We start from the raw sequence: 12,081 nt of genomic DNA, 5'->3' as shown, positions 1-12,081 counted from the left end.
TCCGCTGACAGCAAAGCGGCCTATTCTACGAGAAAGCCGCCAAGAAGGCGGCTTGATACTGACAAATTGCTGAACCGCGCTGCCGGCATGTACGCGCTTGTGCCTGTCGAGGCGTGCGCGCCTGCTTGCCCTGCCGGCGCCTTCTAGCCTGCGATCAGCAGCCAGGCGGGCACCGAGACAGCCGCGGCCGCCAGCAGGGGCGGTACGAACCGTGGCGCATAAGTATGCAGCAGCAGAACGGCAAAGGCGGCGAGGGTCAGTTCGCCCACCCAGACGGCCAGCCCTATGGACGTTCCGTGGCGGGCGATGGGCGGCAGCGTGGAGAGGATCAGCAGCAGCCAGCCCAAGGCGACCGCCACGGCGGGCCGGACCAGTGCCGGCCGGTCGCCGAAGACCTGTTCATGATGCCGCGCCATGCTCAGAGCCAGCAGTGCCAGGCCGCAGAACTCCAGGGCAAGACTGGTCCAGTTCATGGCGACACTCCCTCGATGCCTTCGGCCGGGGCTGAGGCGCGCTTGCCCGATTTTGCCTGGACGGGCCTCAAGAAATAGACGCCGGCGGCCGACAGGGCGGCAAAGGCCAGCAGCGCGAGGTCCATGCCGGCGGCCACCCAGCTGCCGTGCGACACTGCGGCCAGCAGCCCGCCTCCGCCCCGCAGCAGGTCGTGCAGGGGCAGCAGCGCCAGCAGTAGGGCGAGGGCGCCGAGCTGTTCCTTCCAGGCTTTGCGATGCGGCCTGAAGCAGGCATGCGCCAGGCAGGCCAGCCACGCGATGAAGAACGCATCGATCTCCCAGTCGGCGCGCGCCTGCAGCGGCACGGGCAGAAGCCGGTTGGCCCAGAAATAGGCGGCTATCGCAAGGGGCAGCCCCGCGATGCCGGCGACGTTAAGGCTTTCGACCAGGCGGTGGCCAAGATGGCTGCCCTGCTTGCGGCGCTGGGGCAGGCGCTTGACCACCCACAGGACCATGCCCGAGGCGACCATGGCCGAGCCCAGCACACCGCCGATGAAGAACAGCCAGCGCAGCCAGCTGTCGGCAAAGCGCAGCAGGTGCAGGCTGGAGAAAACGTTGTAGATGGCCGAGAACGCGTCGGGCCTGACCTGTTCGGGCGATTCCAGCAATGCGCCGCTGGCGCCGTCGAACAGCATGCGGCCGCTGCGGCCCCGGTCCAGCAGGCTGCTGGCGCCGCGTTCGCGCAGCTCGATGGTGGCGAGGCTTGTGCCGGGGTCGGTCACCGTGATCTGCTCCACGCCGCTGGGCCACCTGGCCTGCGCCTGCCGGACCAGGGGGGCGATGGCCGTGAGGGCCGCCGGAACCTTGTCGGCGGCCGGGGCCTGCGTGCTGGCGGCTGCACGGTTGCCGCGTTCGGAGAAGAAGGCCTGCCTGTCGCCCCCATAGGCGCTGTCCACGCCCCAGGGCATCAGCATGAACATCAGCAGCAACAGCCCACTGTAGGTGATCATTAAATGAAAGGGCAGGGCCAGCACGGCCAGCGCGTTATGCACGTCCATCCATGACCGCTGCCCCTTGCGCGGGCGGAAGGTGAAGAAGTCGACGAAGATCTTCTTGTGCGTGATGACGCCGCTGATGATCGCCACCAGCATCATCATCGTGGCAATACCCACTATCCATCGCGCCAGTATGCGCGGCATGCCGTACAGCTCGAAATGGAAGCGGTACAGGAAATCGCCCCCGCGCGAGGCGCGCTCCTGCAAGGGCTGGGCGGTGGTGCCGTCCAGCACCACGCTTTGTCCGCCGAACTTGCTGCGGCGCTCGCCCTGTTCGAACCAGCGCACCTGGGTGGTGGGGTTGCGTGGGCCGGGCAGGGTAATGGACCACAGCGATGCATCGGGCGCCATGGCCTGCATGGTGTCGATGGCCCGCTGCGGCGCCTCGGCGTGGGCCACCGATGCATGCTGGGCGGGCTGCATCCAGAAACTGATCTCGTCGCGGAAAAAGCTCAATGCGCCCGTGACGAAAACCGCATACAGCAGCCAGCCCAGCAACAGGCCCGACCAGGTGTGCAGCCAGGAGTTGGCCTGGCGGAATCCGAGCCCGTTCATGCCGCCACCCACCTGAAAGCCAGATGGGCCGCCGGCAGGGCGGCCAGTACGGCGGCCACCGACCAGGCCCGGCGCGCCGTTGCCGCGCTGTAGGCCCAGATGACCAGTGCGCAGTACAGGGCGAATGAAAACAGCGTGGCCGCCATGACCGCCTGCGCGCGGGGCAGGGGCAGTGCAACGCCCAGGCTGGCCGTGGCCATGGCGGTAATGGCGTAGCCGCCCGCGACGGCCAGCAAGGTGCGCGACGCCACGTTCCAGCGATGCTGTGCCGGCGACGGCTTGTTGCCTGAACCAGTGGATTTCTTTATGCTCATATTCAAATGCGAACGCCTATCAATTTCATTTTCGCGCATATAATGCCCTTTTTTCCTGATGGCTGCCTGACGTGGGGCATTGCCAACATCGCTGTCTATCCCCATGAAACTTCTCATAGTCGATGATCACGGCCCCTTGCGAGGTCTGCTGGGCGAGCACATGGAGCGCTGCGGCTTTGTCGTGGACCAGGCAAGCACCGGCAGGCAGGCCCTGGACGCCCTGGAAATGTCCCGCTACGACGCCATGGTGCTGGATATGGGCTTGCCCGACATGGACGGCATCGACGTGCTGTCGGCGCGCAATGCCAGCCGCAACGGGCCGGTGCCTTGCATCGTGCTGACGGCCCGCGATGCGCTCGAAAGCAAGATCGCCGGCCTGAATGCCGGCGCGGACGACTATGTGCTCAAGCCGGTGGAAGTCGCCGAGCTCGAGGCGCGCATCCGCGCAGTACTGCGGCGTTCTTCTCACGGCTTCATTGCGCTCGCGCAGGGCAATCTGTCTTACGAACCCGAGTCCAGGCATGTGACCATAGCGGGAAAAGTGCTGCATTTGCCACGCCGCGAGGCCATGATGCTCGAAGAATTGCTGCGTTCGGCGCCTCGCCTGGTCATCAAGGACGTGCTCGAAGAACGCCTTTACGCCCATAGCGAGGGCGTCACGCTCAATGCCATCGAAGCGCTGGTGTCCCGTCTGCGGCGCAAGCTCGAGTCCGCGGGCGCCAGCGTCCGCATAGACACCGTCCGGGGCCTTGGGTACCGCCTGGTTGCCGAAGCGAGCCAGCATGTGCAGCCATAGCTTGCGATGCCGGGTGCTGGTTTCGCTGCTGGCGGCCTTTCTGCTGGGCTTTGGCGTGTTGGCGTACCACTTGTTCGATACACGCGACCAATTGCGCCGGGGCATGGTGTACATCCATGCGCAAGAGATCGCCGCAAGCCTGGCGATGCAAGGCGAGCTCGACCAGTTGCCCCTGACACATGCGGGCGGCGAGCTTTCCTACACGCTCTATGACCCGGACGGCAAAATGCAGTGGTATTCGAGCAATCTTAAGCGGCCGCGCCGTCTCAAGAGCGGCACCTTTGCGGAAGAAGTAGGCAGCTTTCGCTGGGCCATGAACAGCGGCCGCGTCATCAGCGTGCCGGTTCGGCTGGCCGACGGCTCCACGCTCATGGTCGCCAAGGAAGACCGCCTTGAAAGCCGCATGATCGACGATTTCCTGCAGGCCCGGGTGCGGCAGGGCCTGGTCGTGCTCCTGCCTTTCTGTTTGCTGGGACTGGTGCTGGTTCTGGGCCTGCTGCACTGGACCCTGCGCCCGGTCAGGCAGGCGGCCCGCTTGGCCGCCGACATCGGCCCCGATGAACCGGGCCGGCGCATTCCGCTGGACAAGCTTCCGCGCGAGGTTTTGCCTTTGGCCAAGGCCGCCAACGATGGCCTGGACAGGCTTTCCCAGGCCTATGAATATGAACAGCACATCGTCGCCGACGCCGCGCACGAGCTGCGCACCCCATTGACCGTGTTGAGCCTGAGGCTGCAGAAGTTTCGCCGCGAGGGCAAGGTCGATTGGGCGGCCGTCCAGGCCGATGTCGCCCAGACCTGCAAGCTCGTGAACCAGCTTCTGCTTCTGGCCCGCGCCGACCGCGGACAGGCGCAAGCACAGCCGGACACACATCGCACGCCTTTGCCGCGCACGGTGCGCGAAGCGGTGACCGGACTGCTGCCGCTGTTCGATGATCGCGGGCGCGCGGTGGAGGTTGTGATCGAGGCCGAACAGGCCTGGGTCAGCGGCGATTCCGACCAGCTTCGCGAGGCCATACGCAATGTGATCGAGAATGCGCTGTTTCATGGCGCAGGCACCGTGCGGGTGAATCTGGCGCCGGCACAAAACGGCGTCCTTACCCTGGATGTCTCCGACGAGGGCGAGGGCGTCGCCCTGGAATCGCAAGAAGTATTGTTCCGCCGCTTTCGCAAGGGCAGGCAGGGCAGCGCCGGCTCGGGGCTGGGCCTGGCCATCGTGCGACGTGTCATGCGCAATGCGGGCGGCGAAGTGCGGTTCATCAGCGCCGGCCCCTGTGTGATCCGCCTGAGTTTCATCAGCGCCTGACGTGTCCCGGCCTTTGCCGGCAAGGGTGTCTCGGCCTTTGCCCGCAAGGCGCGGATGCGCGCGCATGCCCCCCGCGTGCCGGATGGCGTACGTCAGACTTTGGTCAGAGTCACTCCTTACAATCCCCTGGCTTCAACAAATAATAAGACTGATTCGCATTTGTATTGTTTGAGTGCGATGTCTTGACTCGTTAAAAAAGTAAAAGGGGAATCATGCTCGTTCGTTCATCGATCCGCCATGCGGCCACGCTGCCCAGGCGCCATCGTCTTGCATACGCCACCATCGCCGCGCTTGCCGCGATGGCGCTGCCTGCCTCGGCGGCAGGTGAAGAAGTTACCGTCCTGCCCAACGTCGTGGTCACGGCTTCAGGCTTCGAGCAGATGATTGCCGATGCGCCCGCCACCATCACGGTCATTCCCAAGGAAGAGCTCGAGGGCAAGGCCTACCGCAACATCACCGACGCCCTGCAGGACGTGCCGGGCGTGTCCATCGAAGGCGGAGCGGGCGGCAAGCTCGAAAGCACGCAGGTGAACATACGCGGCCTGGGCGAATCGTACGTGCTGTTCCTGGTCGACGGCAAGCCGCTGGGCTCGTCCTCTGAGGCCTATTACAACGGCTTTGGCGGCGGCGCCCAGGTCAATTGGCTGCCCCCCATGTCGGCCATCGAGCGCATCGAGGTGATCCGGGGGCCGATGTCGTCGCTGTACGGCTCCAGCGCCCTGGGCGGGGTGATCAACGTCATTACCAAGAAGGTATCCGATACCTGGACGGGCAGCTTCACAGTCGATACGACGCTGCAGGCGCATTCCTACGCCGGCAATTCATACCAGGGGCGCTATTACCTCAGCGGCCCGCTGGTACAGAACCGGCTGGGCCTGACGGTGTACGGCTCGCATTTCGGACGCGAAGAGGACGAGATCGAATCGGGCTATGCGCAGCAGCGCATGACATCGAACAACGCGCGGATAGACTGGTTGCTGACGGACAAGCACAGTCTGCAGTTCGAAGGGGGCGTGACCACCACCGACAACCTTCGCAGCGAGATATCGGGCGGCCCCATGGACATGGACAACAAGCGGGTGCACTATGGCCTGACCCATGACTGGAAGTGGGGCAATAACGCCAGCACCAAGACCTATGTGCTCAGCGAAGACGTCAACATCGTCAACAGCACCAATGAATCCGAGTACAAGTCCACCATCTTCAATACCAGGTCGGTCATTCCGTTCACGTCGCACATGCTTTCCGTGGGCGCCGAGTACAAGCAGGAAGAGACCCTGCATGACGCCGACCGCTTTCCCGGCTCGAAGTCGGTGGATCTTTCCCGCTGGCAGGCGGCCGTATTCGCCGAGGACGAATACAACCTGACCGAGAACTTTGCCCTGACGGGCGGTGTGCGCCTGGACAAGAACGAGCACTACGGCACGCACGTTACTCCGCGGCTGTACGGCGTGTATCACGCAAGCGACAGCCTGGTGCTGAAGGGCGGCGTCAGCGGCGGCTTCAAGACGCCCACCCTGAAGCAGGCCGACGAAAACATCGTCGAGCAGGCGGGCCGTGGGCGCTCGTGGGACATGGGCAACAACGATCTTCAGCCCGAGGAAAGCACAAACTACGAGTTGGGTTTTGCGTGGTCGGGCCCCAATGAAACGGACTTCGGCCTGATGGCCTACCACACCCGCTTCAAGAACAAGATCGACAAGCACTACATATGCAATACGCCGGCCGGCGACCCGCCAAGCTGCACCTACAACGGCGAGACCCGCTACAGCATCCAGCAGTACATCAACCTGGATTCGGCCGTGATGCAGGGTGTGGAGGCCAGCTTCGGCATGCCCATCGGCGACGTGCGGCTGACCGCCAACTACACGTACTCCGACAGCGAGATCAAGAGCGGCGCGGATGCCGGCCGGCCCCTCAACAACACGCCCCGGCACATGTTCAACCTGGGCCTGAACTGGAAGGCTTCGGGTCAGACGAATGTCTGGGGTAAGTTGAAGTTCAAGAGCGACACCATCGACGGCGGCGAAGATCGTCTGCCTTCGTACACGCTGGTCGATATCGGCGCCAGCTACCGCTTCAATCGCAACGCCACCGGCTTCATCGGCATATATAACGTGTTCGACAAGAAGATCGAGACCGAAATGTACGGCAAGCGCCTGGATGGCCGCCGCTACTATGCGGGTCTGACGGTGGGCTTCTGACGGGGGCTTGATTCAGGCGCTGCGCAGAGCAGCTTGGCCGCGGGTGCCTAGAACCCGCACAGCGACACGAAGTTGGCCCACTGCACCCGCATGGCGGGTGTCAGGTGGCCCATGAAGGCCAGGCCCAGCACCACGGCCAGCAGCAACAGCCCCGCCACGCGTCCCCGGGTGACGCGGCGGGGTTTTTCTTCGTTGTGCGTAGAGCTTTGCGAGCGGGACATGGCGATTACACCCAAAAGCGGAAGCCCAGGCCTGCCTGTGCTTGTTGCGCGGCGCGGTTCGGCTGCCGGGTGCTTGGACCCGGCGTTCAGGCCGCGGCCGGAGCGGCCAGCGGTTTTTCCTTGATGGGCAGGCAAAGCACAGCGGCGATGACGGCCAGGGCAATGCTGACCCACCACACCATTGTATAGCTGCCGGTGGTCTGGTAGGCATAGCCGCCCCACCAGACGCCGATGAAGCTGCCTATCTGGTGGCCCAGGAATGCAATGCCGGATAGCGTGGCGGCATAGCGCAGGCCGTAGATCTGGCCGATGAGGCCCTGCGTGAGGGGCACCGTGCCCAGCCAGAAAAGGCCCATCCAGGCTGCGAATACATAGACGAGCAGCGGGGTAAGCGGCAGGGCCAGCAACAGGATGATGCCGAAGGCGCGCAGGAAATACACCCAGGCGAGCAAGGTCTTTTTGCTGAAATTCTCGCCGAACTTGCCGGCGTAGTAACAGCCCACGATATTGAACAGGCCGATCAAAGCGATGGCCGTGGCGCCATGGGTGGCGTTCAGGCCGCCGTCGGTCAGGAAGGCGGGCAGGTGCAGGGTGATGAAGGCCGTATGGAAGCCGCAGACGAAATAGCTCCAGAACAGCAGGTGGAAGGACTTGTGCGCCAGGGCCTGGCGAACGGCTGCGCCCAGCGAAAGCGTGCCCTCATGCGCGCTGGGCCGGCCCTTGAGGAAGGCCGCCAGGGGAATGACCAGGGCGATGAACAATGAAAGCATCCACAAGGCTCCGGTCCAGTCCATGCCGGTGATCAGCGCCTGACCCGTGGGCACGATGACGAACTGGCCCAGCGAGCCGCCGGCGCTTGCCACGCCCATGGCGGTGCTGCGATAGGCCGGGGGCACCACGCGGGCAATCACGGGCAGAATCACCGGAAAGGTGGTGCCAGCCTGGCCCAGCCCCACGATCAGGCCCGCGGTCAGGTAAAGCTGCATCTCGGTATGCGAAAAATACATGCCCGCCATGCCCACGGCGTAAAGCAGGGCCGAAATCGCGATGGTCCGGCCCGAACCCACGCGATCGGCCAGAATGCCCATGAAGATGGCGCCCACGCCCCACACCAGGTTCTGTATGGCGAAGGCCAGCGAGAACACGTCGCGGCCCCAGCCCAGTTCGGTGCCCATGGGTTGCATGAACAGCCCGAAGGTGGCGCGCACCCCCAGGGAAAGCAGCACCACGAGCGAACCGATGTACAGCGTGCGCTTATAGGGGCTTTGAAGAGAATCGGACATGTCGGCTACCACGCGAAGGAAGAAGGGGAAAGGCGGCGCTGCAGGCTTAACGCTCAGTTCAATGAGGATTATACGGATTCGCGGCGGCGCCGCCGTGTTGTCGCTGGCCGCGGGCGCCTTGGCCATGCTGCTGCTTGCCGGCGGCTGAGGGCCTCATTGACAGCAAGAGCCGACAACTGATACCTTCGACTTCAATCATAATTTCAGAACGGTGTTCTTTATAAAAGAACAAAAGGAATTGAGGGAGAAGGAGCATGCGCGGTTTGCCGGCCTTGTTGTCCGTTCTTGTGGCATGGGGAGTGCTGGCCGCTCCGTCTCTTGCGGCCCGGCCCTCCGACGCGGGCTCGGCGGTGCAGCAGGCCGCGCTCTACGACGGCTCGGACAGGCATGAGCGACTCGTCGAAGGGGCGCGCGCCGAGGGCGAGCTACTGGTCTATACCTCGATGCAGAGCGAGGATTTCGCCGCCATAGCCCAGGCCTTTGAAAAGAAATACGGCATCAAGGTACACAGCTGGAGGGGGTCCGCCACCAAGACCCTGCAGCGTGTCGTGGCCGAAGCAAACGGGCGCCGGTTCGAGGTCGACGTGATTGAAACGAACGGCCCCGAGATGGAGGCGCTGCACCGCGAAGGCCTGCTGCAGCGCGTCCGGTCTCCCCACCAGGCCCAGCTTATTCCCCAGGCCCTGACCCCGCACGGCGAATGGACGGCCACCCGGCTGAACATCTACGCCCTGGCCTACAACACCAAGCTCGTGAAGAAGGACGAACTGCCCCGTGGCTATGCCGACCTGCTCGACCCGAAGTGGAAGGGCAAGCTTGGCGTAGAGGCCACCAACGACGACTGGTTCGCCGGCGTCGTCAGCGAGCTCGGGGAGGAAAAAGGGCTGCAGCTATTTCGCGATATTGCGCAAAAGAACGGCTTTTCGGCGCGCATAGGCAACACCTTGCTGGCCAAGCTGGTGGCCATGGGAGAAGTGCCGCTGGCGCTTACCGTCTACAACTACAAGGCCGAGCAACTGAAGAAAGAGGGCGCCGATCTGGACTGGTTCGTGATCGAACCGGCCGTTGCGCGCGCCAATGGCGCCGGCGTGGCGCGCAATGCGCCGCATCCCAATGCCGCCGTACTGTTCTTTGACTTCATGCTGAACGAGGCCCAGCCCATCCTGCTTTCAAAAGACTTCGTGCCCGTCAGCCGAAAAGCCGAAACCCGGCTCAATCAGATGCCGCTGCGTTTTGTCGATCCGGACAAGTTCCTGGACGAGCAGGAAAAATGGAGCGGCCTATATCAACAGATCATCGTGGAGGGCTCGAAATGAGCGCACAAACCATCGCAAGTGGGTCAAGAAGGCCTCATGTCTGGGAAGACCTGATCAACGACGAAATCCGCGAGATAAGCCCGTACTACGGCGGCTTCGCCGGCCTGGGAGAGCGCCCGGCCCTGCTGTGCATCGACAACTACAACGCCGTATTCGGCGACCGGGCAGAGCCCTTGAAAGACGCGATAAAGCGTTTTCCGTCCACATGCGGCCCTTCGGCCTGGGCCGCCATAGAACCCACGAAGAAGCTGATGGCGGCGGCGCGCACCGCAGGCATTCCTGTATTACACACCACGCGCGCCGAGCTCGAGCCCACCTTCGGCCCGGGCATCTATTCCACCAAAAGAGAACGGCCGCGCAACAACGAGACCGAGTGGAACTATTCCCTGTTCTCGCAGCTGGCCGCCCTGGACACCGAAGTGGTCATTCCCAAGCCCCGGGCCAGCGCCTTCTTCGGTACGGCCCTGGGCGCGCGGCTTACCCAGCTCCGGGCCGACTCCATCATCGTGTGCGGCAACTCGACCAGCGGCTGCATCCGCGCCAGTGTTTCCGATGCCTTCATGAATGGCTACGGCGTATGCGTGGTCGAAGAATGCGTCTTCGACCGCAACACGCTCAGCCACAAGGTAAACCTGCTCGACATGCAGATGAAGTATGCCGACGTCATGTTCCTGGACGATGTGCTGGCTTACATCGAGAAGCTCGCAAGATAGGGCGCTGGTGGTCCGCTTGGGGGCGGCGGCTTCAAGAGAGGAGCCTCGGCGCGGGGCCTGCCGATGCGTCAGCGGCTGTCGTGCGCGCCTTGAATCGCTTCGCCTGCGCCGGTCGCCAGTGGGCCGGCCGCCGCTGGGGCGGCCTCGCCACTTTCCGCCGGCGGCGGGTCCGCCTGTACCGACACGCTGTTCTCGGCTAGCGCCAGATAATGGCAGGCCCGCCAGATGTGGGCCGCGGTTCTCTCGAACCATCGATAGATTTCAGTCGTGCGCAATGTATGGCCGGCTTCGCCTTCGGCGACAGGCTCGGCCAGCAGTGCGCGCCGGGCTTCGCGCAGCCGGCCGGCAAGAGCTGTCGAGCCTGCCTCGAGCTGCGCGGTCCAGCCGGCTTGGGTTCGGTCGCCGCCCAGGCCCTCTTGCGCCACCACCGCAACACGCCGCGCCTGCTTTGCCGCGTCGTCATATTGCGGGCTGCCGAAGTCGGTATCGCTGTCCAGTACATTCCAGATACGGCTGCCCAGGCGCAGCAGGTGGTCCACCGCATGCAGTTGCGCGCTGCGTCTCTCGTTCAGATGCGCGTCGTTCGGGGGAAGCTGTATGCGCGCGACGAACTCGTAGGCCTCGTCCAGCACCTGCTTCATCTCGCCCAGGTCTTCGTGCGCCGAGCCGGGCACGGCCTTGTCCAGTACCTGGCGATACAGCTGTATGAGGTTCAGGGCGATCTGCCGCAGCGTGCGTTGCGAGGCCTCGAGCGCCACGGTGGGCATGCCCAGCAGGCTGGAGTCCAGGTGATGCTCCACCCGCGCGGCGCGTCCGCGCACCAGGCGCTGGACCAGGGCCGCGAACTGGCGGGTGAAGGGCAGGAAGATAATGGCGCCAAGCGCCATGAAGGAACTATGGAAGGCGGCCAGGGCCAGCGCGCCGGGAACGACGTCCATGCTGGCCCCCACGGCATACAGGGCCGGCAGGAAAAAGGGCAGCAGCAACAGGGCGATCAGCCCCGAGACCACGTTGAACAGAATGTAGGCCACCGCGGTGCGCTTGGCATAGATGGTGCCGCCTATGGCCACCAGCGCCCCGGTCAGCGTCGTGCCGATTGCCGCGCCCACCACCATGGCGGCGGCTTGGTCGAAGTTGACGGCGCCGGCGTCCAGCGCCGTCAGGGTCATGGCAATGGCGGCCGTCGACGATTGAAGCACGGCGGTCAGCGCCACGCCGATCAGCATGATGAGCAGGTGGGCGCCATAGCCGCCGGAGGGAAGGTGGGCCAGGCTGAACGAACCGGCCAGCCCCTGCATGCCGTCCTGCAGCGTGCTCAGGCCCAGGAACAGCATGCCGAAGCCCGCCAGCGCGCGGCCCAGATCGCTGGTTGCGCCCTTGCCCAGCAGCTTCAGCAGCGCGCCTATGCCTATCAGGGGCAGCGTATACAGCCCCAGGCTGACCTTCAGGCCGAGCCCGGCCACGATCCAGCCCGTAGCCGTATTGCCGAAGCTGGCCCCGATGACGACGCCGATCGCCTGGGTGAATGTGATCAGCCCCGCGCTGACGAAGCCTATGAGCGTGACGGTGGTGGCTGTGGACGACTGGGCCAGCGTGGTAAGCAGCGCGCCCGACGCAAATGCCTTGATGGGCCTGCCTGTCATGGCCAGCAGCACTCTTTGCAAAGAGCCCCCGGCAAAAGCCACCAGACCCTCCGACAGCAGCATCATGCCTATCAGGAAAAGACCGAGCCCCCCGGCAAAGGAAAAAACGGTTTCGAGCATGGTCGTGGGGGAAGTGATGGTGGAAATCGAAGTATAGGGCCGATCAATGCGGTGCATCGCCGCGGGATCGAGATTACCATTGTCGGCAATATCGCAAAGTATGGAG

Annotated in this window: 11 protein-coding genes; 5 read left to right on the top strand and 6 right to left on the bottom strand. The window is 64.2% G+C overall.

Annotation, left to right across the window (positions count from 1 at the left end; genetic code table 11):
* Positions 1 to 143: 143 nt before the first annotated feature.
* Genes C7440_RS09190 through C7440_RS09180 form a run of 3 tightly spaced genes read right to left on the bottom strand, consistent with a single transcriptional unit; the run spans position 144 to position 2,376 of the window.
* Positions 144 to 473, bottom strand: a complete 330-nt coding sequence (locus C7440_RS09190) for a DUF3325 domain-containing protein (RefSeq protein WP_116518307.1) — start codon at positions 471 to 473, stop codon at positions 144 to 146.
* Positions 470 to 2,062 carry a PepSY-associated TM helix domain-containing protein gene (locus tag C7440_RS09185; RefSeq protein ID WP_116518306.1) on the bottom strand — a complete coding sequence of 531 codons (1,593 nt, stop codon included), beginning with the start codon at positions 2,060 to 2,062 and terminating at the stop codon, positions 470 to 472. Before C7440_RS09185 ends, C7440_RS09190 begins: the two co-directional genes overlap by 4 nt.
* Entirely contained in the window at positions 2,059 to 2,376 is a 318-nt protein-coding gene (locus C7440_RS09180; protein WP_026067633.1) for a hypothetical protein, read from the bottom strand. Before C7440_RS09180 ends, C7440_RS09185 begins: the two co-directional genes overlap by 4 nt.
* Positions 2,377 to 2,479: 103 nt before the next feature.
* On the opposite strand from C7440_RS09180, the gene C7440_RS09175 reads away from it, so the two are divergent.
* The 3 genes from C7440_RS09175 to C7440_RS09165 all read left to right on the top strand — a co-directional run bounded on the left by C7440_RS09175 (position 2,480) and on the right by C7440_RS09165 (position 6,679).
* Complete coding sequence (locus tag C7440_RS09175; protein ID WP_116518305.1) at positions 2,480 to 3,172, top strand: response regulator transcription factor; 693 nt, start codon at positions 2,480 to 2,482, stop codon at positions 3,170 to 3,172.
* Positions 3,159 to 4,475, top strand: a complete 1,317-nt coding sequence (locus C7440_RS09170) for a sensor histidine kinase (RefSeq protein ID WP_218940643.1) — start codon at positions 3,159 to 3,161, stop codon at positions 4,473 to 4,475. The genes C7440_RS09175 and C7440_RS09170 overlap by 14 nt, the downstream gene beginning before the upstream one ends.
* 212 nt (positions 4,476 to 4,687) lie before the next feature.
* Positions 4,688 to 6,679 (top strand): TonB-dependent receptor domain-containing protein, encoded by a 1,992-nt coding sequence (locus tag C7440_RS09165; RefSeq protein WP_116518303.1) that lies wholly within the window; start codon positions 4,688 to 4,690, stop codon positions 6,677 to 6,679.
* 47 nt (positions 6,680 to 6,726) lie between these two features.
* On the opposite strand, the gene C7440_RS19850 is transcribed toward C7440_RS09165, so the two are convergent.
* Both C7440_RS19850 and C7440_RS09160 read right to left on the bottom strand, forming a co-directional pair.
* Positions 6,727 to 6,900, bottom strand: a complete 174-nt coding sequence (locus tag C7440_RS19850; RefSeq protein ID WP_017522919.1) for a hypothetical protein — start codon at positions 6,898 to 6,900, stop codon at positions 6,727 to 6,729.
* A gap of 86 nt (positions 6,901 to 6,986) precedes the next feature.
* On the bottom strand, positions 6,987 to 8,183 hold the full coding sequence (locus C7440_RS09160; protein ID WP_026067631.1) for an MFS transporter: 1,197 nt from the start codon (positions 8,181 to 8,183) through the stop codon (positions 6,987 to 6,989).
* A 254-nt stretch (positions 8,184 to 8,437) separates the two neighbouring features.
* On the opposite strand from C7440_RS09160, the gene C7440_RS09155 reads away from it, so the two are divergent.
* Both C7440_RS09155 and C7440_RS09150 read left to right on the top strand, forming a co-directional pair.
* The gene (locus C7440_RS09155) at positions 8,438 to 9,499 is read left to right on the top strand and encodes an ABC transporter substrate-binding protein (RefSeq protein WP_017522917.1); all 1,062 of its coding nucleotides are present in this window, start codon (positions 8,438 to 8,440) and stop codon (positions 9,497 to 9,499) included.
* Positions 9,496 to 10,212: an isochorismatase family protein gene (locus tag C7440_RS09150; protein WP_165832515.1), complete on the top strand. Its 717-nt coding sequence runs from the start codon at positions 9,496 to 9,498 to the stop codon at positions 10,210 to 10,212. Before C7440_RS09155 ends, C7440_RS09150 begins: the two co-directional genes overlap by 4 nt.
* Before the next feature lie 68 nt (positions 10,213 to 10,280).
* On the opposite strand, the gene C7440_RS09145 is transcribed toward C7440_RS09150, so the two are convergent.
* A complete protein-coding gene (locus tag C7440_RS09145; protein WP_017522915.1) occupies positions 10,281 to 12,032 on the bottom strand; it encodes a Na/Pi cotransporter family protein in 1,752 nt (583 codons plus the stop codon).
* Positions 12,033 to 12,081: the final 49 nt, after the last annotated feature.

The sequence above is a fragment of the Pusillimonas noertemannii genome, assembly GCF_003096595.1.
GTDB lineage: Bacteria > Pseudomonadota > Gammaproteobacteria > Burkholderiales > Burkholderiaceae_B > Pusillimonas > Pusillimonas noertemannii.
This window is presented reverse-complemented; position numbering and strand designations above follow the sequence as displayed.

Bases quoted from the DNA above. Each gene is read 5' to 3' on its own strand.
- C7440_RS09165 (WP_116518303.1), top strand. From the start codon at position 4,688: ATGCTCGTTCGTTCATCGATCCGCCATGCGGCCACGCTGCCCAGGCGC.
- C7440_RS09155 (WP_017522917.1), top strand. From the start codon at position 8,438: ATGCGCGGTTTGCCGGCCTTGTTGTCCGTTCTTGTGGCATGGGGAGTG.
- C7440_RS09170 (WP_218940643.1), top strand. From the start codon at position 3,159: ATGTGCAGCCATAGCTTGCGATGCCGGGTGCTGGTTTCGCTGCTGGCG.
- C7440_RS09190 (WP_116518307.1), bottom strand. From the start codon at position 473: ATGAACTGGACCAGTCTTGCCCTGGAGTTCTGCGGCCTGGCACTGCTG.
- C7440_RS09180 (WP_026067633.1), bottom strand. From the start codon at position 2,376: ATGAGCATAAAGAAATCCACTGGTTCAGGCAACAAGCCGTCGCCGGCA.
- C7440_RS19850 (WP_017522919.1), bottom strand. From the start codon at position 6,900: ATGTCCCGCTCGCAAAGCTCTACGCACAACGAAGAAAAACCCCGCCGC.
- C7440_RS09175 (WP_116518305.1), top strand. From the start codon at position 2,480: ATGAAACTTCTCATAGTCGATGATCACGGCCCCTTGCGAGGTCTGCTG.
- C7440_RS09150 (WP_165832515.1), top strand. From the start codon at position 9,496: ATGAGCGCACAAACCATCGCAAGTGGGTCAAGAAGGCCTCATGTCTGG.
- C7440_RS09160 (WP_026067631.1), bottom strand. From the start codon at position 8,183: ATGTCCGATTCTCTTCAAAGCCCCTATAAGCGCACGCTGTACATCGGT.
- C7440_RS09145 (WP_017522915.1), bottom strand. From the start codon at position 12,032: ATGCACCGCATTGATCGGCCCTATACTTCGATTTCCACCATCACTTCC.
- C7440_RS09185 (WP_116518306.1), bottom strand. From the start codon at position 2,062: ATGAACGGGCTCGGATTCCGCCAGGCCAACTCCTGGCTGCACACCTGG.